The following is a 24,712-nucleotide window of genomic DNA, read 5'->3' as shown; positions in this document are numbered from 1 at the left end:
CAAAGAATTTTTCGCATAACAAGTTTGTTAAGTTCGCCCAACGAGTTGGGCTGGGACGCGTGAACTACACGCGCCCCTTACAAAAGCGTTAGGTAACACGGAGGATATTTAACTATGAGTGAAGGTTTGCAAGGAATTATTATCCTTATATCAATTTCGTTTATGTGCTCTGTCATATCGCACTGGCAATTGAAAAATTTTAAATTTGCGATAGGATCGGCTACTTTAGTTTCAATTTCACTTTTTCAATTGGCAAGCTATTTTCACCTTGGTTATCTTGATCCTTTTTTTATTATTGCTTTAATAACATCTTCTTTTTTTGCTTTAATCATCGCAATTTTGGTAGGTTGTCCATTTTATTTTGTCAGACACAAAAGGTCTTCATAACCTATGTTACCTAACAAGTTAAATCAGCGGAAAACCACTCGCTGGCTTCGCCAAAACGCTCGCAAACGCCATAAAAGCGAAACGTTAGGCATCTAGGAGAAGTCTTGTTGGAATTGCCAGAGGAAGATTGGGTTCTCGTTAAAGGAACTTCAAAAGGTCACCCTTACTTCATGTCAGTTAATGATAGCCTTAAGCAGTTTTATGGTAAAAACGAATACCCTAGTTGCTTGATTGTTACCGTTGAGTTAGAAGACGTTCAGGGGCATAAGTTACCGACAGACAGCGAAGCTGAAGTGTTAAATGATATTGAAGATACTTTGATAGATATGCTTTCAGAAATTACTTTGCCAATTTTAGTCGGTCGGGAGACCTACTACGGAGAAAGGGAAATCCTTGTATATTTTCCTGAGTTATCAGATTACAAACCCGTAGTCGATTCTATTTCACAAAAATTGAATAGTAGTCGCTGTGTTCATATTGAACTGCATGATGACCCAAAGTGGGAACAAGCGGTTCGATATTTAGGACGTTTTAACGATGCCTAACAAGTTGCCAAAGTTCACCGCAAAAAGCGCGGCTGGGACAAATACTCACTGGGCTTCGCCCAACAACGTTCGCATTTGCCCCTTGGCAAAGCGTTAGGCGGAATCGCACCCGTGAATGACGATCGTTTTCGTGTAGCAGGCCACAAGTACGAGTATGAGGAGCCTGTTGCTATCGCAGAGGTTGGAGTAGCGGCAAAGGTTACTTGGGCGGATGCCGCCAATTCTCCTGAGCAAACGCTATGGCTTCCGGAGTCATTATTCCTAGCGATTGCTCAAAGTACTTCACTCCGGCACATTGATATATACAGTCAGACATTGCTGGACGCTTCTGATTGCGCAACGCTCGAGCAAGAACTAATTACGCTGGAAGCGAAGGCTTCAGATCAGGATGTGCAACTTGCTGCGAAATTGCTTCGAGAGAAGGCGCATGCGGTTGTTACTAAACGAGGCCGAACTAATCTACTTGTGGAGGGACCATAGGTATGGTTACTGAATCGCCTAACAAGGCGTTCCAAAGGGACGCAATCGCCGTGTCGCAGCTTTTGCAAATTACGCAAAAGCTGCGCCACGGCAATTCCGCCCCTGAACAGCAGCGTTGGCATGACTCCCCCTGTCAAGCAAAACAAGTGTTTCCCTGACCCTCTTTCAGCCCATTTTTAGTTTATCTTTTTCTCAATAAATTGAGTTAACGCATCAGATGAGGCAGTAATATCGTCGGTTTACATGCTGGTATCCGTAGGTTATTCATCTTTCGATGAACAGAGCTGACCTTACTTTTTCCGCCTCCCCACCCAAAATGAACATAACCCAGACGACCCCCGCCGAAAAGTGACAGATTTGCCGCCATCCAAAATCCACCACAAACCTCACCACCTGTGCTCCACAGTCGCGCCCTCTGCCAAAATTCGTCGGCCTGTATACGTGTGAGATGGTCGGAGTCGAAAATTACGCAGCGGGTGACTGAGCAGAAAATTGCAGTATTTGAATTATTTTGTTGGTGAAGTAGTGAGACCCGAAATCTATAAGTCGGTGGGCCTGAGGTAACTCGATGATTTTTAAGGTAAAAATGGTGGCCCCACCTGGACTCGAACCAGGGACCTAACGATTATGAGTCGTGCGCTCTAACCAACTGAGCTATAGGGCCATTTATTGCAGGGCTTTGTTTCTTAAAGATCAGATAGACCCTAGGTAACAAAGCGGTGCGCAGTATAAGCAGTTTTATAGGCCTTGTCATTACCTCGCCTGCCGCTTGGGGGCAAAAAGTTAGTTTTTGCTAACTGTTTGCTTATTTTGTATGCAATTTGTTGTTTTTATTCAGGTCTATGTGATTTTTTATTGGCTTAAGGCGTAAAGAGATAAACAGTGTTAGCAATAAAACACTTAGAATATTGTTACTGCCTCCACCACTTTGGGACGACGCATTGTTATTACTTGGAGGTGGGGCAATAACCGATATTTGCACACTATCGCTAGTGGTTAGGCCAAAATCATCTGACGCGCTTAATGAGAACTCTAATGTACTGGCCGCAGATGGCGCCACAAAACTGGCATTCAGATTATTAGCGTTAGATAGGCTCACAGTAGTACCAGAAATTTGTTGCCATAGGTAACTTAGTTCACGTCCTTCAGGATCGCTGGCGGTACCCATTAATTGGGTGATTTGACGTGTATTAACTTGAAGGTTTTCTCCCGCATTAACTAAGGGGGCTTGATTGGATTCGTCGTCCAATATAGTGATCCGTATGTTCGATTGACCGCCTAAATGTTGCTCGTTCTCAGCTTGCAGCTTAACCAAAAATGATTCGTTGGTTTCGCTGTTGTCATCATTGATCAGACTTAGGGTAATTGTTTTACTGGTGTTATCGCCCTCCAGCCATTGCAAACTGCCAGAGGTATCAGTTACATCCTGCCCAACCATGGCGCTTTCTGATTGCAGCAGATAATCAATGTTGAGTACGCCGCTGTTGCCACCCACACGTTCGACTTTAAGTGCAATGTCTCCTGCTGTTTCTTTAACACTTAACTCACTTTGTGCGAAGTTGATTTTGCCGCTTTGTGGAATACCGCGAATTTTTATCTGCAGTACATTTGGGTAGCCCAGCGCTGCACCATTTTGTGGGTTGATTAAACGTACAAAAAATATTTCATCGGGCTCAGCAAGCATATCTTGATTAATTTGTACTGAGATAGTTTGAGCTTGGTTATCGTTAGCTGCCCAGCTTACTTCGCCTTGACTGATTTGAAAGTCATCGCTGGTCGCTGAGCCAGTTAATATTTGATAGCCAACCGTGGCACTGTTACTACCTGATTTGTTGATACTAACCTGTACATTGTCGCCTTCGGCCGCGCTAAGTTGTGCAACGCTAAAACTGATTTGCTCGGCATTACTGCTGGCGGTGTCATCACGTAAAATGAAGAGGCCACTATTAATATCGCTGACAAGAATGTTGCCGCTAGGTAAAAAAGGATAAACACCCCAAGCACCGTTAAAAGCGGCGTTGTTGGATACCGGATAGGTATCAAAAAAGCCTATCTGTTGTGGGCTGGCGGCTTGAGTAATATCTAATACTGTGAGGCCACGCTCGTAGTTCGACATAAAATAATGATTACCACGCACAAAACCATTGTGATCAATGGCGCGGGTGGGGCCACGCCATGTGCCAACTAAGAGTGGCTGTTTTAAACTACTGATATCAAAAATATTGAGTGTGGTATTGAGATTATGGCGTTGTTCATCTAACTCATCATGGACCAAGATGAATTGTTTGTCTTCTGTCCACCACCCCGAATGGGTGTATTCCGCTTGGGGATAGCCTGTATCACTCAAGGCGATAACGTCGTCTGTTTTACTGTGATCCCATAATTTCACACTAGTTTCGTTAAAATCTAGCAGTACATTGCAGCCTGTTAGCGTTGCGTTTGAGCAGTCGTTTTGTGCTCGGCTGTCGTCGATGAGTAGCGAGGAGGCGTCGTGGGTGTAGTCTTGTGTTAAGGGGCTAAGGGCTTGGTAACTGAGCGTTAAATTTTCAGGGTTTGCCAAACTATAAGAACGAAATGCACCATTTGAACGATTTGAGCCGGTGATATGTAATAGCGGCTCGGTACCTGGTAAAGCGATATTGAGTCCGTAATCCACATTGCTGATATACACGTTATGGGCAGATGCATCAGTGGTTTGTTTTTGCACTAAAGCGATACTGTTTGGCAGACCTGATAGGTCGATGATAGTGACACCTTCACTCACACTGTCTGCAGTGGCATAGGCATAAGCACGCCAACGATTCGCACTGGTATCAAAAAATTGCAGTACTTTAATGTCTCGCCAGCTAGTCGATTGGCCACTGATGTTACCGATAATTTTTGGTGTTTGCGGCTCACTGACGTCCAGCACCGTGATGCCGTTACGCAAACCGATAATGGCATATTCTTTACCGGTATTTAGATCAAAATGCCCCCAAATATCATTTGCACTGCTGGGTAACGATGGAAACTGGCTAAGGGGGACATGTGCCAATAAGCTGATGTTTAGACAAGCAAAACCCGCGGATTGACCATCAATACAATCGGCTGCGGCTTGATTCTCTTGCATCAACGAAAATGAACTGAATGCAGAGCCTTTTGCTAACAAAGCAACTTGCGCCAGTGATTTTGTATCACGTATCACATGAAAACCTTGGCCGTTCATTTGTTCAACAAAAGCGGCAGGTACACCCACTAAATGAGTAACAAAGGTGTCGGGGTTTTGATTTTGGTATTGATCAATCTTATCAAAACCACCTAACACGGGAATAATAGCGCCACTGAAATAAAGTAAGTCTTGCTCTGACTCAATTTGATATTGGCCCTGGGCCACTAATATTTTGTCGCCTTTGGCTGCTTGTTGCGCCGCGTAACTCACGGTTTGACAGGGCCTGAAACGATTGTTACACAAGCCGCTATCTACACCGTCTGTGGCAACAAATCTGGCCTTGTCATGCTCAGCGTGAGCCTGAACACCTTGACTCAGACCCAAAGTAAACAGCATCATGGCGCACTTGAAAGTTCGTTTTAGCAAAGTATTTTTACCTGAATGAAAATTAAGCAACAAATAATAAAAATCCTCCACAGAGTATACCCTAGCGTCCGAAAAATCCTGTTTTTACTCGGGGTTTTTATAATGGTTTCTTGCAGTGATTGGTATTCAAATAGCCCATTATCAAGAATTAAGGTTGAGCTTTGGTACGGGCAACAAGAGATGAGTTGTGCTAAGCCTATAGACAGCGATACATTCAATTGGAGCATAGAACTACTCGCATTTTTTCTCAGTGACTTAAGTATTGAACAAGATGGTCAACAACTTTTTTTACCACTGACTAGCAACGATTGGCAAACGACCAATCTTGCTTTGCTTAGATTTACTAAAGCCCAATGCGCAGATAAAAAGCAACAAGTGCTGGATGATGATGTACTCGCAGAGCAACCTTTTCAAAGCCTGCAACTTGCAGTGCCGCTGGCCTTAGCTGAAACCACTCAGTTGCGTTTTACTCTAGGTTTGCCCTTTGACATAAATCACCTCAATCCTTTAAGCCAGCCTTCGCCTCTGAACATGCCGTCAATGTTTTGGTCGTGGCGCGGTGGGCATAAGTTTTTGCGACTGGATATGCTAGGTGAGCAAGATGCTTGGAATTTTCATTTAGGTAGTACAGGTTGTACTTCTGCATCTGCCATGCGTTCGCCACAAACTGAATGTGTGCATGCCAATACGCTACACTTTAGTTTAAGCAAGCAACAACAAGGCGAACGTTTAATTGTGCATCTCGACAAGTTATTACAAGGCCTAGAGCTTAATGGTCGTAACTCATGTTTAATGCAAAGTGATAAAACCAGTTGCCAAGTACTCATGTCTAATCTGACTGACAACGGGGTATTTGAGTGGCGCTAAGCAGCATAGTATGTGGCTAATTAACGTGCTTAGGCTGCATCTACTTTTTATATTGTGTTTGTCGTTGTCAGCCTGTCAACCAAACACCACACCAAGCTACGAATGGAATTTACCCCTAGGGTTTCCTGCGCCTATAGTGCCGGCTGATAATCCCATGAGCCAAGCCAAAGTTGAGCTGGGTGAACAGCTATTTTTTGATCCTAAGTTGTCTTTTAACAACAGTTTGGCCTGTGCCTCTTGTCATCTACCCGAATTTGCCTTTGCCGAGCCCAAACAGAAAGCCATAGGTGCCACGGGGCAAATATTAAGACGTAATACTCAAGCTTTAGTGAATGTGGCTTACAACAGTAATTTGACTTGGGCACATTCTGGCCTCAACAGTATCGAGCAACAAATATTGATCCCAATGTTTGGTGAAGATCCCATTGAATTAGGCATCACTGGTCATGAACAAGAAATATTACAACGATTTGCTCAAGCTCCTTATGTTGAACTGTTTAACGCCGCTTTTGGTGATGATGAGGTTTCTTTTCAAAAAATAGTCTGGGCCTTGGCCAGTTATGTGCGCAGCTTAATCAGTTTAAATTCGGCGTTTGATCGTTATGCTTACCAAGCGCAAGATGATGCGATGTCAGAGAGTGCCTTGCGCGGAATGGAATTATTTTTTTCAGAAAAATTAGAATGTTTTCACTGCCATGGTGGTTTTAATTTTACTCAGTCGAGCCAACATCAAAATCAACGACTAGATTTGCGTCCCTTTCATAATACCGGTTTGTACAATATTGATGGAGCTGGCACTTTTCCTGTTGAAGATCAGGGCTTAATAGAAATTACCTTGAATAAGGATGACATGGGACGTTTTCGGGCGCCCACCTTGCGTAATGTGGCAATGACTGCACCCTATATGCATGACGGTAGCCTCGACACTTTGAATCAAGTTATTGATTTTTATGCTAATGGTGGCAGAGACGAGGGGATTGCTAGCCCATATAAAAGCACTTTTGTTAAGGGCTTTACACTTACAAAAGATGAAAAGAACGAGCTGTTGGCATTTTTAGATAGTTTGACCGATAAGGATTTTTTAAACATAAGCAATAAAAAGCCCAAATAAATAGTCGTGTTATGCAAATGACTTGTGTAACAATAAAGTGCAAGGGTGAAAAAACTTTGTTATCTTCTTTAAAATCATAGACTAAATTCAATTTAGCATCGCCGCGCAGCTTTGGAGAACAACATGACCGAGAAGCCTTTTTTAGTAAGTGGTCGCAATACCCTCATTCATAAGATCAGAAAACTGGATTTACTGATTACTAATGGCGAGGATCAACCGGCCATTATCGTCACCCATAAATCGATAAAAGAGTACAATGGAGAGATCCCAGAAAGTAAACGTGATGCCAAACTGCTGGATATGGAGTTGGTCGATGTCACGAGTCTGGATATTTTTGGTGAAGAAAAAACCTTACTGTTTGTGCAAACCATCAATGGTAAAGAATATAAAATTGATTACAGTAAACACGGCACTGAACTGTTTATTAAAATTCATCAGGAAAATGCTTTTTAGCTAAAGCATGCTGCATTGCTGCTCATCACAATACCCTGTTTAGCAGGGTATTTTTGTTTGCGCTGCACTTTTTTAAATGATCCCGCATATTGAAACCCCTCACTTATCGCTAACTGATATTTAAGACGCATTGGGATAAGTTGATTGCCTATAAATTCATGTTGTTTAACGCCAGTTGTAACAAATCCTCTTTGACCTGCGATGAAAGACCAGAAAAATAGGTTGGTTTATCGCTTGAAAACGGCTGTTTATCACTTGGTCTCGCTTTACCGTAATTGGGCTTTTTTACGCCTACTTTTCTGCCGATCTAACTTACTTTATAGCTGACGACGCAATTAAGCGTTCTTAACTAAATACAGGTAATCGAGGTAAGTCATGAAAAAAAATCTAGTTATTTCAAGCATAGTAGGTAGTTTATTGTTGTTCGGTGCAGCCCAAACTCAGGCGCAAGCAATAGATGAAACAACTGAAAAACAACTCGTCAACATTTGTAAGGCACTGCAAAGTAATAGCAAAATGAAGTTAAATCGAGCGGTTTCCAAATCAGGTTTGAATTATAGAAGTATCTCTAAGGGCTTGGTTTGCAATGGTATGGATCCCGTTACTTTTGCACTGCGTAATAATGCTCAAAAAACCGCAGAACTGTTTGCTCGTAAAGGTAATTTAGACTATCAAACATTGTTAGCTAAATTATAGTAATGCGTTGTAATTGTTCTAGATTGTTAGCGTTTTAGTACGAGCTATATCTTAGGTCATTAGACGTTATAGCTTGTACTACCCTATTACTTGCCAATTAACACTTTCCGTTATTTTTTTATCCCCAGTCTTGTTTAGTTTCAGCACACCACATGTCAGTTTTATCCCTAATTCAGCTTTGGCATGGAACTTTTTGATAGCGTTACATTATCGCCTCACTGCGTTTGCAGTAGTGCGATTAAACATAATTAAAAATAGTTAATCAGGGAGTTTTCCATGGGAAAAATCATATTTAGAAAAAGTCTAGCGGCACTCGCTGTTGCAGCTTCAATTGGCTTGTCTGCATCTGCATTTGCTGCAGATACGGGAGGCTTAAAAATTAAAGTTACTGATGCAAACGGTCGTGCAATTGTTGGTGCTACCGTAAAAGTGAATACGCCAGAAAGTTTAACCAGTAAAGAAGCTGTTTCTGACGCAGAGGGCTATGTTCGCTTAGTTGGTCTTGATCCTTCCCACAAATATCATGTTGATATTGCTGGTAATGGATATTTACCCTTGGCCGCAGATCAAGTGCGCGTCGTAACAGGCAAAAACCTAAGCTTAAGTTATGTGCTTAATAACGAAGATATGGAAACCATTGAGGTAACCGGCAGACAAGCAGCAACACTGGATACGACTTCATCTGTTGTAGGTTTGGATCTTACTTTAGATCTGGTTGACTCTTTGCCGACTCAACGTAGTTATCAAAGTTATTTGCAGCTTGTACCGGGCGTTAAACCCAGTGCAGGCAATAACCCGTCGTCTAAATCAGGCGTTAACTACTCTGACATTCCGGACAGTCGATATGGCGGAGCAGGTAGTTCTTCAGATAATGTTTATTATATTGATGGTGTTAACGTAACGGATAACTCAACAGGTACTTTTGGTGCAAACTTTAACTCCGAAATTATTCAAGAACAGCAAATTATAACCGGCGGAATTCCTGCCAAATATGCCGGTGGGGCAGGACTAGTATCACGAGTTTCGACTAAGTCGGGTAGTAATGAGTTTCATGGTTCCATCAACTATTATTTACAAAATGATAGCTTAGTCAGTGACTACAAACCGGATAGTATATCTGAAGCAAGTTTTAAAAACTTCGATGCTGCTGTGACCTTAGGAGGCCCAATTATCGAAGATAAGTTGTGGTTTTTTGCCTCTTATCAGGTGAAAAATGAGAAAAATGATGTACCGGATCCTGCAACAGGCGCCGTAGCCCGCTCGGTTGAAAACGACGCTAAACTTGGCTTCGGAAAACTCACTTGGCAAGCAACTGATGATGATCGTTTAACCTTAACCTTCTTTAATGATCCGACCTCTATAAGTGGCACGACTCAAGTTACGACTCCCAACAACCGTGATAGAGCAAGAGAACAAGGTGGTGATAATTATAAAATTGATTATTCTCACTCTTGGGATTATTTAGTCCTTAACGTTGGTTACATGGATCACGAAGGTGAATTAACTGATATCGCAGCGGATCAATCTAATTTCAACGATGTCGCTTTTAACGGATTTCCTTCTAGTCAGGCAACAGAAAGCTTGGGCGGCTTAGGCGCCAATACTGTGCGTTTCCGTAACAAAAAAGGCGGGTACATAAACCTAGAATACTATTTGGATACGGATTTTGGTGATCATAGTTTTGAATTCGGCTATGAAATTGAAAATAACGAAAATTTTTCAAACCAAGTTTATACCGGTAGTGACGCCGCTCGTTATACCTCGATAAGCACTCAAAACGCGGGTGTAACCCTTGATGAATATATTGGTGCTGGTTGGGTAGGAAGCAGACGATTCTCAGGGGTCGATTACGCAAGGGTCATTACTGCAATCAATGACAGTAGTGACAAAGCATTTTATGTTGACTTGTTAGATACCGATGCTGATGGCGTGGTTAGCTCGGCGGAGTTGGGGGCCTTAACCTTTGATAGCACTGTAGGTAACCCAAATGGACAGATTAACAACTATCGTATTCAACAAATTGTTCAAGCACCGGCAAAACTAGAAACTAAAGGTCAAATATTTTATGTGCAAGACAGTTGGACGCTCGACCAACTTACTATTGTTGGTGGTTTACGCGCAGAAAAATGGGATCACATTGATGACAGTGGTAATAAAATATTTACTTTCGGCTGGGACGTGGCACCACGTTTAAGTGCTGTATACGACATTAATGGCGATGGTGACAGTAAAGTATGGGGATTTGCAGGTCGTTATTATGATCCCGTCCGTACCAACATGACCTCTTTTGCTGGCGTTTTAGCAGGGCAAGTTACGGAGGAGTCACTTTTTATCAAAGATCGTTGGTTAAACTTCCGCACACGCGGCGGTGCTAAACAACCTGATGCCATTTTTGCGCCAACCACTGAGACCACGTATACCGATGAGATTATGTTGGGATACTCCAAAAATGTCAGCGATGATATGACTGTATCGGCAACCTATACTGACCGTAAAACCAAAGATATTCTTGAAGATTATGATCTTGATTTATACAGCAATGTATTGAAAGACACGCTTTTTGAGTTACCAATCAGTTATTTTGGTTACGATACAGCGCCAGCAGCAAACTACTTCCTAGCTAATTTAGAGGGAGCGAAGCGGGTATATAAGGGCTACGAATTTTCTTTCCGTAAACATCGTAGTAACGACAACTGGCAAATGTTAGCTTCGTATACTCACAATGATGCCAAAGGTAATTCTAACTCAGACAGTAATGCTGACTACCAGGGTGATATTGAGCGTTACGATCCACGGGCACCAAACCAGTATGGTAAACAACCCGGTAATATCGAAGATCAACTTAAATTTGCGGGCTCTTATTTCTTTGATAATGGTTTTGAAATTGGTGCTGTCTATTCTTGGAACTCTGGCACGTTGTACAGTGAAACAGAATCAGTTGGTGGTCGCCACTTACCCATAGCCGTTGATACACCCTATGAATATGGGGGTTACACTCATGATTGGATTAGAGAGGGGGCGGTTGGCTCTCACTCCACTCCTTCATATGGCACTTTGGATTTACGTGTTAAATATGAAATGGACTTTGACATCTATAAAGCGGAATTCTTTTTAGATATCTTTAATGCCCTTGATAACCAAGCCGTTATTCGTGAACAAGACTTGTTTTACGGTGGTGGTGGATTCGAATTTGGCGAAGCACAAGCTTGGATAGAGCCCAGACGATTCTACCTTGGTGGGCGTTTGTCGTTCTAACAGTGTGCTTGAAGTGTAAGCTAAACATACTTGTGATTTGATTGAATATAGGAGCAGTTCATCTCATACCGCCAATTGTTCGTTTCATCACAAAACGCTGTTGTGCTCACTGTTAGTCATTACACTCATATTGTCGGCGTAGTGACCCGATGAATACATACTAATTTATAAAAATATGTATTGTTTCCTGGATCAGAGGGGCAAGTTTAACAACTTGCCCCTTTCTTTTTTGTGGCAATTATTGGCCCATCTTACCATCCCGTGATTCGTCTCAGATTGTTAGTGCGTTCGTTTCAGCAAATGTATATTTCGTCCCAGCAACTAAAATGGATCTTGATATGTATCGATGTATAGTGATTGACGATGAGCGTTTGGCGCGGGAAAGGATAACCTGTTTTATTGACGAACATGTACGTTGGCAAGTTGTGGCGCAAAGTGGGGAATTTTTTGAGGCTCAGCAATTGATCATCAAACATCAGCCCGATCTCTGTTTTATGGATATTAATATTGTCGGTGGCAGTGGCATTGAGTTAGTTTACTCCTTACAGCAACTTGTGACTTGCCACTGGGTTTTTACGACGGCCCATAGTGATTTTGCGCTGCAGGCTTTTGAGCTTAATGCACTGGATTATTTGCTTAAGCCTTTTGAAAATAGCCGATTGAGTCATACTCTTGCTAAAGCAGAAAAGTTAAAACAAGTACAGGCCAAAAAGTGTAAAAACATACTGGCGGTTAAATCGATAGGGGCCGTCGAATTTGTCAATGTGTCTGACATTATCTGGATCAAGGGCGCGGCTAATTATGTGGAATTACATTGCAAAGGTAGAATGATATTACACCGCGAAACCTTAGCTAATTTAGAACAGCAGCTCAATCCGGATAAATTTGTTAGGGTGCATCGTTCTGCTATGGTCAACGTAGAAAACGTCAATTCACTCAGCAGTGAATTAGGGCGCTTTTCCTTGTTGCACTTAAGCAATGGCGACGAAGTTAAGATAGGGCAGGGACACAGGGCGTCTTTATTTGAATATTTTGGTCTCGATACTCAACACTGATGCGAGTTGTATTTAATCTGAAGTGTGAATAATTCAACGTGAATAACTCAGTACAAAGCTACTTTAACCAACAACATAAACCGTCGTTTTATTTACTGCACAGCTTAGGCTGGGCGGCCTATGTGCTTATTTTTTTCACTGATAATCTATTTTTCTTCAAGGATTTTAATAAGTTAGGCTTAAATGTGTTTTTCCCCTTAGTATTGGCAGGCCTGTCAGCCGCTTTACTCACATGGCCGTTAAGGCATGTGTACCGGAGGTGTTGGAAACTGCCTGCTCTGTGGTTAATTGTGACGATTGTGAGCAGTAGTTTGTTGGTGGCGATAATCTGGACGCCCATTAAAAATCTGGCGATTTGGTATTTTTACGAAGGTTTTGATGTGTGGGGCTTTTTACAAGGTCAGGATGTTGATCCGTCATTTCGTTGGTACATGCTGTTTATGTCCATTAGTTATGCCTTTTTCATGATCTTGGTGTGGAGCAGTTTGTATTTTGGCATCAACTATCACTATCGTCTGGTCAGTGAAAAACAAATGCATCTTGACGCGCTCAGACTTTCCCATGTGGCACAAATCAAAATGTTGCGTTATCAGATCAATCCCCATTTTTTGTTCAATACCCTTAATGCCATCTCTACCTTAGTGCTTCGAGGTGACAAAGAAAAAGCCAATGGCATGCTCACACGGCTTTCTACTTTTTTACGTTTTTCTTTAGATAATGACCCGGAAAAAAAGATCCGTTTATATGAAGAACTTAAAGCCTTGATGCTTTATCTAGAAATTGAGAAAACCCGCTTTGATGAACGATTGACAGTAAAATTTAAGGTTGAGCCTCAAGCCGAATCTTTGTTAGTTCCGAGTTTGTTATTGCAGCCATTGGTTGAAAACTCAATTAAATACGCAATTGCACAAATGGCCACGGGGGGGCTGATTTCTATCAGTGCCTTTTGTAAAAATAACTCGTTACATCTCGAAGTTGCGGACAATGGTCCCAGTGTTGACAATGAAGCAGATAACTTCGTAAAGCAGAACTATCACCATACTCAGCATTCAGGTGTGGGGGTGCAAAATATTATTGAACGCCTCAAAGTTCTTTATCCAGACCAACATCAATTTCAAGTTTCTAAAGAAAAACGTCAAGGTTATAAAGTGAAAATTGTTATTCCAATGGAACAGCCGTGAATCGGCTTTTAAGCGTTATCGTAGTAGATGATGAGCCTCTGGCCAGAGAGGGCTTACGTTATCGTTTGGAGGTAGATGCACGTATCCAAGTATTGGCAGAGTGTGCCTCAGCGGATCAGGCTTTATTAGATATTGAACGACTGCAGCCCGACGTGGTGTTTTTAGATATTGAAATGCCTGGTATGAGCGGCCTTGATCTCGCTAAACAGTTAACATTACAGGCAGGGCATAAGGTTAAAGTGGTGTTTGTTACCGCGTTTCGAGAATTTGCCATTAATGCCTTTGATTTCAAGGCTTTTGATTATTTGTTAAAACCCTTTGCAGATGAGCGTTTACATCAATGTATCGAAAATCTATTAGAGGCCTTTAGCCAGACTGAAACGGTTCAACAACATCAAAAATTAGGTTTACTACTCAATCGTAAAACTGGCAATTCCATTGATGGCCTGCTGCAAAACCTTGAAGTAGCAAATCAATCATCATTAAACGAACTGCAACAAACTATTTCGTTAAAAAATGGCTCAGAGTGGCTAAGAGTGAAGCTCGACAGCATTTCGTGGATTGAAGCCGCTGGCGATTATATGTGTGTGCATACGGTTGATGGCTCACATATTATTCGCAAAACCCTCAAACAGTTTGAAAATGAACTTGATGCTAAACGTTTTCCACGGGTCAATCGTTCGGCCATGGTGAATATTCAAAAACTCATGAAACTCACCCCCAATTCGAACGGTGAATATGTCGCGCAACTTTCTACCGGTGACAGAGTAAAGGTGAGTCGTAAATACAAATTCAGATTAGATGAATTGAAAAAGGGTTAAAAAGACGTAATGATGTTAACTCTAATCCTTGTATAGATTAAGCCTAATGCCCAATGTTGTTTTATTGATTTTGTTATGCTCAATGGCGAGCAGCTATGCGGCAGAAAATGACCAGAGCATTATTATATTTTCCAGTTCAGCTAGCGATCAGCAAACAGGCCCTGAACCCCTTGTTTTTAATTTTCTAGTAGAGCAACTAGAGGACTACCATTTCCAACAAGTCCATGCGGGTGTCGATCGAAGTCTGCAAATGTTAAGTAATCTGACTGAAGGTTGTATTCGCAATGTGGTGAAAAATCCGCAACGAGAATTGTTTTTCGATTACTCCTTACCCGAAACCCTTTTTCTTGGAGTTAAAGCCTATCTGAGCCCCAGAGCTGCCCAATTCATTGCTGCCGATGAGGGCAATACTATCGACTTAGTTGCATTTGCCCAGCGACACAAGTTAGTAGTGGGAATAGACAAGGAACGTTCTTATGGTGCCTTAATTGATGGGGAATTAGCTAAACTGCCCGACGTAAATAAATATGTCAAAGAAGGAATCGAAAGCGAAGAGCGCATGGCTGGTATGTTGCTAGCCAACAGGATTGATATGTGGCTGGAGTATCAAACGGTGATGGATAATTATCAGCAACAACACTTACCCAACACCAGACTGAGAAATTATTATGTTGAGGGCGCGGCACGTTTTATTTATAGCCATATCGCCTGTAAAAAGAGTGCTAATTCAGCCGCGTTGATCAATAAAATTAATCAGCAATTGGCACTTTTATATCAAGACGATATTTATTATCAAGCCCACATCCAATTTATAAGTGACAAACTTAAAAACAGTTTTAACGAAGTGTTTAAACTATTTTTAGCTGAGCATTAAGTGGCACTGTTTATCCGAGACTCCGCTTAATTCAAGACTACGGATTTTTACGGCTTGAATTTTATCAATTCGCCACAAAATATAAGGGCTACCATCTGGTCTGTACTATATTAGCGTTAACAGATACTTGCATTATTTCCCCTAAGTTAAGGAATGAAATTGACTATTAAACTCGGCATAGTGATGGATCCTATCAAGTCCATCAATATTAAAAAAGATACCAGTTTTGCCATGTTGCTAGCCGCACAGGCCAGAGGCTATGAGATTTTTTATATGGAAATGGGCGATCTGTATCTGCAAAACGGTAAACCTATGGCCCTGATGCAAGGTTTGCAGGTTCGTTATGATGCCGACAATTGGTATGAGTTTACTGGCGAAACCAATCAATCGCTGGCTGAGCTCGACATCATTTTAATGCGTAAAGATCCTCCTTTTGACGGTGAGTTTTTGTATGCCACCCAGATGTTTGAATTAGCCGAGCAAGCCGGTACCTTGGTAGTCAATAAAGCGCAAAGCTTAAGGGATTTTAACGAAAAATTGTTTACTTCGTGGTTCCCAGATCTAATCCCTGAGACCCTAGTAACACGCAACAGTAAGCTCATTAGAGAATTCCATCAAACCCATCAGGATATTATTTGTAAACCCTTAGATGGCATGGGGGGGACGTCTATTTTTAGAGTCAAAGAAGACGGTAATAACCTTGGGGTGATCATTGAAACCTTAACCGAACTGGGCACACGTTATGCGATGTTTCAGCGTTATTTACCTGAAATCAAAGATGGCGATAAACGTATCTTGATTGTGGATGGGCAGGTTATTCCTTACTGTCTGGCACGTTTGCCTACCAAGGGCGAAAATCGCGGTAATCTTGCCGCGGGTGGCACCGGCAGACCACAGCCTTTATCTGAGTCAGATAAAAAGATCGCTGAAGCTATTGCCCCGTTATTAGTGGAAAAAGGCCTGATATTTGTGGGTTTAGACGTAATAGGAGAACGCATTACTGAAATTAATGTGACCAGTCCGACTTGCGTGAGAGAAATCGAAGCAGCCTATGATATTAGTATCACCGATATATTATTTGACGCGCTGGAAAAACGTTTGCAGGCTAAAACCCTTGAGAGGAGACATTAATTTTTATGCAGAGTCTGCAAAATCATTTATTGATTGCAACACCTACTATGGGCGACCCGTATTTTTCACGCACAGTGACTTATATTTGTGAACATAATGAGCACGGCACAATGGGCTTGGTGATTAACCAAGCGGTTGGTATGAACTTAAAACAACTGATCGAGCAAACTGACGAAAACGCCATTGTATTGGCTGAAAAAGCCAAAGGCATAGTATTGGCTGGTGGGCCTGTTTCGCAGGAAAGAGGTTTTATTTTACATACCACGCAAGCAGGTTGGGAATCGAGTTTAGCGCTGACCAGCGAGATTATGGTAACTACCTCAAAGGATATTCTAACTGCACTGGGGAATGATTCTGGGCCGACAAAATCATTAGTAACATTAGGTTATGCGGGTTGGGATGCTGGCCAGTTAGAAGAAGAATTGCAAACCAATGCATGGTTAACCATTGAGGCAGACTTACATTTGTTATTTGATGTGCCTATCCATAAAAAATGGGAAATGGCTGTGCAAAAACTCGGTATTGATATCTGGCAACTTGGGCCGGATGTGGGGCATGCATAGTTTGAATATTAATAAGCTAGGTTGCTGAACTATGGCTAAAAATGGTCAACGTACTGTACTCAGTTTTGATTTTGGCACTAAAAGCATTGGCGTTGCTGTAGGGCAGGAAATTACTGGTACAGCATCACCACTTAATGCCTTAAAAGCGGTGGATGGCATACCTGATTGGAATGTGGTGGCAGCGTTGTTTGCAGAATGGTCTCCGCAACTTGCGGTGGTTGGATTACCACTGAATATGGATGGTTCTAAACAAGAAGTGACCTTTGCGGCGCAAAAATTTGCAAATCGCCTTAATGCTAAATATCGGGTGCCAGTGGAAACCTGTGATGAGCGTTTGACCACAGTAGACGCTAAAGCACGTTTGTTTGAACTAGGCGGTTATAAAAAACTTGATAAACAAAAAGTCGATAGTGTGTCAGCGTGTTTGATCTTTGAAAGCTGGTTCGAAAAATCGTTTGATTGACTTTGTTTGCGTTGAACTGCTCGATTGTTTGAGGTAGATAAGCGCAGATAAGGTGAGAAACAGCATTTAGCATAAATCATAACTAAATATCTGATAATTATTATGCCGATAACAGAACAAGCGCTTTCTAATTACGCTTATTTCTGCTATTTTCTCGAGTAAATAGACGTCCAGATGTCTGAAATCATTTTTTTCAATTTGCAATGCGGAAATCCTCATGAGTAAAGTATCACTGCCCAAAGATAAAATTAAAATTTTGCTACTCGAAGGTTTGCATCAAAGCACCTTAGATACGCTTAAAGCTAATGGTTATGAAAATATTGAATATTTAAAAACCTCCTTACCTGAAGAGCAGTTAATCGAAAAGATTAAAGATGTGCATTTTATTGGTATCCGTTCTAGAACTCACTTGAGCGAAAATGTCATAGCTGCGGCGAATAAATTAGTAGCGGTAGGTTGTTTTTGCATAGGTACTAATCAAGTTGATCTTGAAGCAACCAAAAAGCGTGGTATTCCGGTATTTAATGCGCCGTTTTCGAATACCCGCTCGGTAGCAGAATTGGCGTTAGGTCAGATCATCTTGTTATTACGTGGCATACCGGCTAAAAATGCCATGGCCCATAAAGGTATTTGGGACAAATCAGCCAATGGCTCATTTGAAGCTCGTGGTAAAACCTTAGGAATTATCGGTTATGGCCATATCGGTACTCAATTAAGTATTTTGGCTGAGCACTTAGGTATGCGAGTACAGTTTTTTGATTTGGAAGATAAGCTGGTATTAGGAAACTCCACTCAAATTAAAACCCTTAAGCAGTTACTCAAAACCTCTGATGTGATCAGTTTACATGTACCAGAGACGGAACAAACTCAGAACATGATTGGCGCAAAAGAGTTTGCCATGATGAAAGATGGTGCGATCATTATGAATGCCGCTCGTGGCACAGTGATCGACATCGACGCGTTAGTTGATGCATTAAAGAGCGGTAAGCTTTCTGGTGCGGCGATCGACGTATTTCCTGTTGAGCCAAAATCCAATGACGACTTGTTTGAATCACCCTTAACCCAGTTTGATAATGTGATCTTAACGCCCCATGTGGGTGGCAGTACCCAAGAAGCGCAGCAAAATATCGGCATCGAAGTTGCGGGTAAATTGGCTAAGTACAGCGACAATGGTTCAACGTTGTCAGCGGTTAATTTTCCTGAAGTATCGTTACCTGAACATTTAAATCGCTCAAGACTATTGCATATTCACCACAATATTCCTGGTGTCTTGACCAAAATCAACCAAGCTTTTGCCGAAAAAGGCATTAATATTGCCGCGCAATATTTACAAACTAAAGGTGATATTGGTTATGTGGTTATTGATGTTGAAACTGATGATGCGGCAGAGGCCTTTGAACAATTGACCTTGATTGATGGCACTATTAAAACCCGTATTTTGCACTAAATTTGCCGTTGCTTAGGTGCTAACAAAACGACCTAAATCATTAAAAACCCAGCATTAGCTGGGTTTTTTGTTATTAGGTGTATGTGAAATGTTGGGCTAGGTCAGATCGGAAAATTCAGACTAAAATGCACACCTTTCCCAGGCTGTGACTGACAATCAATATTTCCTCTAAGTACTTTCATTACGATGTTGTTGCAGATATGCATGCCTAAGCCACTGCCACCTGAATCACGGGCTAAGGTGAAAAATGGTTTATAGATATTTTCTATGGTCTCTTCGTTCATGCCTATACCATTATCATAATAATCAATTTGCACGTTTTTCAGATTATTATCCGCCTTTGTGAGACGAGCTTTAATGATGATTTGTCCTATGCTGCCTTTGGGGAAGGCGTGTTGTGCAGAGTTCATAATTAAATTGATAAGTAATTGGCTGATAGCGCCAGCATTGCTACTGATGGTTAAATCAGCGGGAACATCAATACAGAATTTATGTGGTGTCGCTTTTAATCTAGGTTTTAGCGACAACAGCACTTCATAGACATATTCACACAAATTAAACGAACGTAGATCCTGACTATGTTGATCAATGGACAGTTGTTTAAAGGTTTTAATTAGCTCATCAGCGCGGGATAGGTTTCTTTCAATAATGATCGATGCTTCTGCGGCATCGTTGAAATAACTGACTAATTCAGACTTTTTTAGTTGTTCGTCTTGCAGTTTTTTAAGCACCATCTGTTGTACATCATGTAAAAAGCTAGCTGCCGTAATCGCCACCCCAATGGGGGTATTCATTTCATGGGTTAGACTCGACATCATGGTGCCAAGTGCTGCCATGTTTTCAAGCTCAATTAATTGACTTTGTACTTCGGTACGTTGAGCAAGTGCCTTTTTTAATAAACCATTGCTGTCATTTAAAGCGTTTTGTCGGTTTTCTAATTGTTGATGCAGGCTAAGTTGTTTACGTAGTTCTAAGGTTTTTGACTTAGCGTGTGTAATCAGAGCTGCGAGGGTTCTTGCACCTTGTTGCACTATCGCTAAGTTTTCGTTGGTCGGCATTTTGGTGCTATTAAAAAATACACTGACTAGCCCGCTTACTACACCCGCAGAACTGACAATAGGTAAAGTCCAATTTGCTTGAATACTGTGATCTGTAGCGCTTTGCTGTAATGTCGCCCACGCATCTGACTGATGAATGTTAGCGCTGATCAACATGGCTTTTTTTAAACTCTCACCATCTTCATCGATATGGTTTTGTGGAAAATATTGGCTAATACACTCGCGCAAAAATGGATTGAAGTGGCTAGACGTAGTTCCCATTGGTCGAAATGACTGATTGTGGCTGGCATAAAGCAATACCTGACACAAACTAGCTTCGAGCATATTTTCCAGACAATAAGCAATTTTGGTCACACCTTGCTCAAGCAAACCACCATTGAGTAGCTCCTCCATAGCGGTAAGTCTGGCATGATCCAATAGTTTTTGATTGATGGGATGAATTTTTGTTTCGAGGTTATTACTAACCAATTGTAAAGAATGCATGTTTACTTATTATTTTTTGTACATGTAATGGCTAATTTAACATAATTATTACATATGTAAAGAACCTAGAATTATTAGAGATCACCATGTATTGCTTGCAGCGCGGTGATAGCGGCCACTGCGGCTGTTTCAGTCCGTAGGACTCGGGGGCCCAATTGAATGGTATGAAAGCCATGCTCTTCGGTTTGATAAATTTCATGTTCAGAAAAACCGCCTTCAGGACCTATTAACAATCGTGCGCCGCTAGGGGGCAAGGCAATATGACGGAAGGCTTTGTCGGCTCGTGGGTGTAGGGTTAATCTGAGCTGACTCGTGGACTGATTTATCCAATCAGCAAAGTCCGTGGCTTGGTTGAGCTTAGGTAATATGTTGCGACCACATTGTTCACAAGCTGAAATCACCAGTTTTTGCCATTGTTCATGTTTTTTGAGCCAGCGCTCTTCACTAAGTTTGACTCCACAGCGTTCGGTGATAAGTGGAGTTATTTCGGTGACGCCTAATTCAACCGCTTTTTGAATGACCCATTCCATACGATCACCACGGGACACTCCCTGAGCTAAATGAATGTTTAATGGTGATTCAAGACTAAATGACAATTTGGAGTCAACCATAGCAACCACTTTGCGTTTAGTCACATCAACTAAATGACCACAGTATTCTGCGCCATCGCCATTAAATAATACTATGGCCTGACCTACTTTAGCTCGTAAGACATTGGCTAAGTGATTGACAGCATCATCGGTCAAACTAACGTGCTGATCGACAATTAATAACTCGGGGTGGTAGATACGTGAAATTCGCATGTTTTACAAAATGAAATGAACATGAACGAATAGTAACAATAAATTTGCAATGACATAAGAGGGCAGCGAAGCCCGTTAGGGGTTCCATCCTAACAGGCTTTGACAATAACTAGTTGATTTCTATTACCTTGGATGGTCCTATACTGCGATGCAAACGTGGGTTATCGGCTATGACGTTAGCCCCTTTGCGTGCATGTTTAGTATTTTTACCTGTTTCTTTTGATAAAGAAAACGCCAGAAGTACAAAAATAGAAAAAACTAAAAAATAAACTAGCAACATTTTCAATTCCTTTAAAAATATTATGCTTTCCGAAAAGTCCGGAGGCAGAAGTATAACACTAACAACGCTAAATTCTCAAAAAATGTTTGTACAAAAAACGTACTTTCGACCATTTGCTCAAATTATAAGCACTTAGCTAGAGTAGAGGGAAATGATGACAATTTTGTTATTACGTAAGAAAAAAACATTAGTAGTAGCAATTATTGTCCAGATTATTTTATCCTCTTATGCTTAGAGAGTTAGGTAAACTCTCTTTTTTGGATGTCACAACACTTGGAGTTAAGTATGTTTGAATTTGATGCAGAAAAGGTCTCGCAACTCGTCGATACCTATGTAATACCCTGGTCGATTAATATTGTCATGGCAATAATAATTTATATTATTGGCCGTATTATTGTCGGCATAGTGGTGGGTTTACTCGGCAAGCTGTTAGCCCGCTCTAAATATGACGATATGTTAGTGGATTTTGTTAAAGCTATTGCTAATGCAGTATTGATGCTGTTTGTAATCGTAGCCTCTTTAGACAGGTTGGGGGTTGATACAACATCGCTAGTGGCTATATTAGGTGCTGCAGGTTTAGCCATAGGTTTGTCTCTGCAGGGCTCATTGCAAAATTTTGCAGCCGGCGTGATGTTATTGGTATTCCGTCCTTTTAAAGCTGGAGACTTTATCGAAGCAGGTGGTACTTCTGGGGTAGTGAAGAGCATCAGTATTTTTACCACTATGATGACAACCCCAGATAATAAAGAAATCATTGTGCCGAATGGCAAAATTTACAGTGATAATATTATCAATTATTCGGCTAAAGCTACCCGCCGTGTGGATATGGTGGTAGGCATTAGTTACGATAGTGATTTGAAAAAAGCCAAAGCTATTTTGAATGAAATGGTTGCTGCTGATGAACGTATACTAAAAGATCCTGCACCTACAGTTGCGGTGGCTGAGTTAGCCGACAGCAGTGTGAATTTTGTGGTACGCCCTTGGGTGGCAGCGGCTGATTTTTGGGCCGTTAAGTTTGATTTTACCGAAGCGGTTAAATTACGCTTTGATGCCGAGGGTATTACTATTCCTTATCCGCAAATGGATGTGCATTTACACAAAACTGAGTAATTGTATAAAAGTTATAAAGCGTATTAAAAAAACGCCAGTACTTAGACTGGCGTTTTTCATTTGTTTTGTTATTGAACTGCCATAAGTGATTATTATTTTTTCAATAAATCTCGTATTTCAGTAAGTAATAGTTCTTGTTTCGGTGGCTCCACCGATTTAGCTGCTGGAGGCGCGGCTTCTTCTTTTTTCTTTAAGGAGTTCATGGCTTTTACACCCACAAAAACAGCCATCGCGACAATAATAAAATCGATAACAGTTTGGATGAACTTGCCCCATGCTATCGCTACTGCAGGTGCATCACCACTTGCTTCTTTAAGGATAAAAGCAAGATCAGTAAAGTTGACTCCACCCAAGGCTAAACCTAAAGGCGGCATAAGCACATCAGCCACAAAAGAAGCGACAATTTTACCAAAAGCCGCGCCAATAATAATACCTACCGCCATATCAACAACGTTGCCTTTCATGGCAAATTGCTTAAACTCAGACATAAAACTCATACGTAATTCCTTCTAGTTAAATACTTAAGCAAGTGTATAACCCTACACATTGGCAAACAAGGTTTATTGTTTTTTACAGTTTGGACGAATACTGGCGGCGGCAAATTTGGTTTGGGCAGCAGGCATATTTTTTTGTAAATTGTCAATGCGGGTCGTGGGTAATGGGTGAGTAGAGAGCAATTCAGGCTGCCTCGCACCGCCACTGGCTTTGGACATGTTTTCCCACAGTTTGACCGATTGCTCAGGTGCAAAACCTGACATGGCCATCAGATCCAAACCAATCAAATCCGCTTCTGATTCGTGAGTGCGGCTAAAAGGCAGTTGCAAGCCAACCTGCACTCCAGCCCCGATAGCAGCCATGATTAAGTTATTGTTGGCAATTTGTTTTGTTTCGAGCAAAGCATTAGTGGCTTCCATACCTATACCAATAAGAGTACTACTCGACATTCTTTCGTTGCCGTGTTCTGCGATGACGTGACCTACTTCATGACCGATTACCGCAGCCAGTTGTTCTTGATTTTCGGTTACTTCTAATAAACCAGTGTAAACCCCAATTTTACCACCAGGTAACGCAAATGCGTTGACTTGAGGATCATCAAATACCACTAGTTCCCACTCTCCAGCAAATACCGATTTGGGCACATTTTTAGTAATAGCATCAGCCACACAAGATACAAATTGATTGGTTACAACTTTAGTGGACACTTTTTGTTCGGCTTTCATACCATCAAAGGCTTGTTCACCCATTCCAGCCAATTGAGCAGATGAATAAATTTTTAATTGGTTACGACCTAAGGGGGATTTAGCGCAGGCAACGGCCACACACACAGCACTTAATATCAATACGCAACGGGATAGGGATAACAAAATAGTAACTCCAAAGTAATAACTATAATGTTGGAATTTATACCACAAAGCATAAAATGTTGTTAAACAGATTGTCATATGCCAGCTTAAGTTAAACTGTTAAGCCTATGTTCAGTAAACAGTGATTATTTTTATCAATGAAATAATATACGCCTCAGAATCAACACTTGGATGACCTATGCAACGTAAACTTATGTTTTTACCCCTAATGTTAGGGCTTGCTACTTTATATGGATGTGCGAACTCAAATGATTATGACAGACAGGCCAAAAATCAATTTGTCACAGAATTTTTTGCTTTAGTTGAAAATGTCGAAAAAGTGCGTTTTAAATCTTATGTTGGTGAGGGCATGGCCGTAGGGGCTGTGGATGGCCTGCTGAATAGTTCTCGTGGTAATCGTGACGATATGATAGCTGGCGCCATAGTGGGTGCCTTTTTTGGCGGATTATTAACGGCGGTTTTTGAAGGTAGTACGACTGGTTATGAATACCAATTACAGGCCGTGGATGGTGATATAGTGAATGTGATTGTGGATAAAAAAGCGGCCGATGAAGGTGACTGTGTCATTGTTAGGGTGGCGGGGGATGTCAGGATATCTAAAATACCAATCGATTTGTGCATTGAAGCGGCGAAAGAATATCCGCAGATTTAATCTAAGCACACTTATTTTTGCATTTTTTCAAACGCAAAAACGCCTCGAAAGAGGCGTTT

Annotated in this window: 23 protein-coding genes and 1 tRNA gene; 17 read left to right on the top strand and 7 right to left on the bottom strand. The window is 41.4% G+C overall.

The features are described 5' to 3' along the window. Nucleotides 1-491: 491 nt before the first annotated feature. Together AX660_RS21565 and AX660_RS21560 are read left to right on the top strand one after the other, a co-directional pair. On the top strand, nucleotides 492-932 hold the full coding sequence (locus AX660_RS21565) for a DUF695 domain-containing protein (RefSeq protein WP_068381994.1): 441 nt from the start codon (nucleotides 492-494) through the stop codon (nucleotides 930-932). Nucleotides 933-1,043: 111 nt separating this feature from the next. Further along, nucleotides 1,044-1,412: a hypothetical protein gene (locus tag AX660_RS21560; protein ID WP_068381992.1), complete on the top strand. Its 369-nt coding sequence runs from the start codon at nucleotides 1,044-1,046 to the stop codon at nucleotides 1,410-1,412. A gap of 587 nt (nucleotides 1,413-1,999) precedes the next feature. Here the strand turns inward: AX660_RS21560 and AX660_RS21555 are convergent. Beyond that, nucleotides 2,000-2,076 (bottom strand) — tRNA-Ile (locus tag AX660_RS21555). Between the two features lie 141 nt (nucleotides 2,077-2,217). Continuing rightward, the gene (locus tag AX660_RS21550) at nucleotides 2,218-4,959 is read right to left on the bottom strand and encodes a choice-of-anchor B family protein (protein ID WP_235594810.1); all 2,742 of its coding nucleotides are present in this window, start codon (nucleotides 4,957-4,959) and stop codon (nucleotides 2,218-2,220) included. A gap of 129 nt (nucleotides 4,960-5,088) precedes the next feature. Between AX660_RS21550 and AX660_RS21545 the strand changes: the two genes are divergently transcribed. The 13 genes from AX660_RS21545 to serA all read left to right on the top strand — a co-directional run bounded on the left by AX660_RS21545 (nucleotide 5,089) and on the right by serA (nucleotide 18,903). Continuing rightward, complete coding sequence (locus AX660_RS21545; protein ID WP_157884369.1) at nucleotides 5,089-5,853, top strand: MbnP family copper-binding protein; 765 nt, start codon at nucleotides 5,089-5,091, stop codon at nucleotides 5,851-5,853. 10 nt (nucleotides 5,854-5,863) lie between these two features. After that, complete coding sequence (locus AX660_RS21540) at nucleotides 5,864-6,964, top strand: MbnH family di-heme enzyme (RefSeq protein WP_068381988.1); 1,101 nt, start codon at nucleotides 5,864-5,866, stop codon at nucleotides 6,962-6,964. Nucleotides 6,965-7,087: 123 nt separating this feature from the next. Beyond that, nucleotides 7,088-7,417 carry a hypothetical protein gene (locus AX660_RS21535; protein WP_068381986.1) on the top strand — a complete coding sequence of 110 codons (330 nt, stop codon included), beginning with the start codon at nucleotides 7,088-7,090 and terminating at the stop codon, nucleotides 7,415-7,417. A gap of 375 nt (nucleotides 7,418-7,792) precedes the next feature. Continuing rightward, nucleotides 7,793-8,113: a DUF3718 domain-containing protein gene (locus AX660_RS21530; protein ID WP_068381984.1), complete on the top strand. Its 321-nt coding sequence runs from the start codon at nucleotides 7,793-7,795 to the stop codon at nucleotides 8,111-8,113. Between the two features lie 276 nt (nucleotides 8,114-8,389). After that, the gene (locus AX660_RS21525) at nucleotides 8,390-11,368 is read left to right on the top strand and encodes a TonB-dependent receptor (RefSeq protein ID WP_068381982.1); all 2,979 of its coding nucleotides are present in this window, start codon (nucleotides 8,390-8,392) and stop codon (nucleotides 11,366-11,368) included. A gap of 338 nt (nucleotides 11,369-11,706) precedes the next feature. After that, nucleotides 11,707-12,423 carry a LytR/AlgR family response regulator transcription factor gene (locus AX660_RS21520; RefSeq protein ID WP_068382035.1) on the top strand — a complete coding sequence of 239 codons (717 nt, stop codon included), beginning with the start codon at nucleotides 11,707-11,709 and terminating at the stop codon, nucleotides 12,421-12,423. Nucleotides 12,424-12,461: 38 nt separating this feature from the next. Continuing rightward, a complete protein-coding gene (locus tag AX660_RS21515; protein WP_068381980.1) occupies nucleotides 12,462-13,604 on the top strand; it encodes a sensor histidine kinase in 1,143 nt (380 codons plus the stop codon). Then, the gene (locus AX660_RS21510) at nucleotides 13,601-14,425 is read left to right on the top strand and encodes a LytR/AlgR family response regulator transcription factor (protein ID WP_068381976.1); all 825 of its coding nucleotides are present in this window, start codon (nucleotides 13,601-13,603) and stop codon (nucleotides 14,423-14,425) included. Before AX660_RS21515 ends, AX660_RS21510 begins: the two co-directional genes overlap by 4 nt. A 46-nt stretch (nucleotides 14,426-14,471) precedes the next feature. Next, nucleotides 14,472-15,299: a hypothetical protein gene (locus tag AX660_RS21505; RefSeq protein ID WP_068381974.1), complete on the top strand. Its 828-nt coding sequence runs from the start codon at nucleotides 14,472-14,474 to the stop codon at nucleotides 15,297-15,299. 159 nt (nucleotides 15,300-15,458) lie between these two features. Then, the gene (gshB, locus tag AX660_RS21500) at nucleotides 15,459-16,430 is read left to right on the top strand and encodes a glutathione synthase (protein ID WP_068381972.1); all 972 of its coding nucleotides are present in this window, start codon (nucleotides 15,459-15,461) and stop codon (nucleotides 16,428-16,430) included. Nucleotides 16,431-16,435: 5 nt separating this feature from the next. Continuing rightward, nucleotides 16,436-16,993, top strand: coding sequence for a YqgE/AlgH family protein (locus tag AX660_RS21495; protein ID WP_068381970.1), 558 nt, complete (start codon nucleotides 16,436-16,438; stop codon nucleotides 16,991-16,993). A 31-nt stretch (nucleotides 16,994-17,024) separates the two neighbouring features. Continuing rightward, the gene (gene ruvX, locus AX660_RS21490) at nucleotides 17,025-17,456 is read left to right on the top strand and encodes a Holliday junction resolvase RuvX (RefSeq protein WP_068381968.1); all 432 of its coding nucleotides are present in this window, start codon (nucleotides 17,025-17,027) and stop codon (nucleotides 17,454-17,456) included. 217 nt (nucleotides 17,457-17,673) lie between these two features. Further along, on the top strand, nucleotides 17,674-18,903 hold the full coding sequence (gene serA, locus AX660_RS21485; RefSeq protein ID WP_068381966.1) for a phosphoglycerate dehydrogenase: 1,230 nt from the start codon (nucleotides 17,674-17,676) through the stop codon (nucleotides 18,901-18,903). 101 nt (nucleotides 18,904-19,004) lie between these two features. Here the strand turns inward: serA and AX660_RS21480 are convergent, their stop codons facing one another. The 3 genes from AX660_RS21480 to AX660_RS23435 all read right to left on the bottom strand — a co-directional run bounded on the left by AX660_RS21480 (nucleotide 19,005) and on the right by AX660_RS23435 (nucleotide 21,527). After that, a complete protein-coding gene (locus AX660_RS21480) occupies nucleotides 19,005-20,444 on the bottom strand; it encodes a sensor histidine kinase (protein ID WP_106404124.1) in 1,440 nt (479 codons plus the stop codon). A gap of 74 nt (nucleotides 20,445-20,518) precedes the next feature. Further along, complete coding sequence (locus tag AX660_RS21475; RefSeq protein ID WP_068381964.1) at nucleotides 20,519-21,247, bottom strand: 16S rRNA (uracil(1498)-N(3))-methyltransferase; 729 nt, start codon at nucleotides 21,245-21,247, stop codon at nucleotides 20,519-20,521. Nucleotides 21,248-21,356: 109 nt separating this feature from the next. Beyond that, the gene (locus tag AX660_RS23435; protein ID WP_164483526.1) at nucleotides 21,357-21,527 is read right to left on the bottom strand and encodes a hypothetical protein; all 171 of its coding nucleotides are present in this window, start codon (nucleotides 21,525-21,527) and stop codon (nucleotides 21,357-21,359) included. Between the two features lie 285 nt (nucleotides 21,528-21,812). On the opposite strand from AX660_RS23435, the gene AX660_RS21470 reads away from it, so the two are divergent. Beyond that, nucleotides 21,813-22,637 carry a mechanosensitive ion channel family protein gene (locus AX660_RS21470; RefSeq protein ID WP_068381962.1) on the top strand — a complete coding sequence of 275 codons (825 nt, stop codon included), beginning with the start codon at nucleotides 21,813-21,815 and terminating at the stop codon, nucleotides 22,635-22,637. Nucleotides 22,638-22,729: 92 nt separating this feature from the next. On the opposite strand, the gene mscL is transcribed toward AX660_RS21470, so the two are convergent. Continuing rightward, nucleotides 22,730-23,134: a large-conductance mechanosensitive channel protein MscL gene (gene mscL, locus AX660_RS21465; protein WP_068381960.1), complete on the bottom strand. Its 405-nt coding sequence runs from the start codon at nucleotides 23,132-23,134 to the stop codon at nucleotides 22,730-22,732. Nucleotides 23,135-23,197: 63 nt separating this feature from the next. Beyond that, nucleotides 23,198-24,004 (bottom strand): M48 family metallopeptidase, encoded by an 807-nt coding sequence (locus tag AX660_RS21460; RefSeq protein WP_106404125.1) that lies wholly within the window; start codon nucleotides 24,002-24,004, stop codon nucleotides 23,198-23,200. A gap of 175 nt (nucleotides 24,005-24,179) precedes the next feature. Between AX660_RS21460 and AX660_RS21455 the strand changes: the two genes are divergently transcribed. After that, on the top strand, nucleotides 24,180-24,653 hold the full coding sequence (locus AX660_RS21455; RefSeq protein WP_068381958.1) for a hypothetical protein: 474 nt from the start codon (nucleotides 24,180-24,182) through the stop codon (nucleotides 24,651-24,653). Nucleotides 24,654-24,712 lie beyond the last annotated feature (59 nt).

The organism is Paraglaciecola hydrolytica, assembly GCF_001565895.1.
In the GTDB taxonomy this organism is placed as follows: domain Bacteria; phylum Pseudomonadota; class Gammaproteobacteria; order Enterobacterales; family Alteromonadaceae; genus Paraglaciecola; species Paraglaciecola hydrolytica.
The sequence above is the reverse complement of the archived record's forward strand: the minus strand, read 5'-3'. Positions and strand labels throughout refer to the sequence as shown.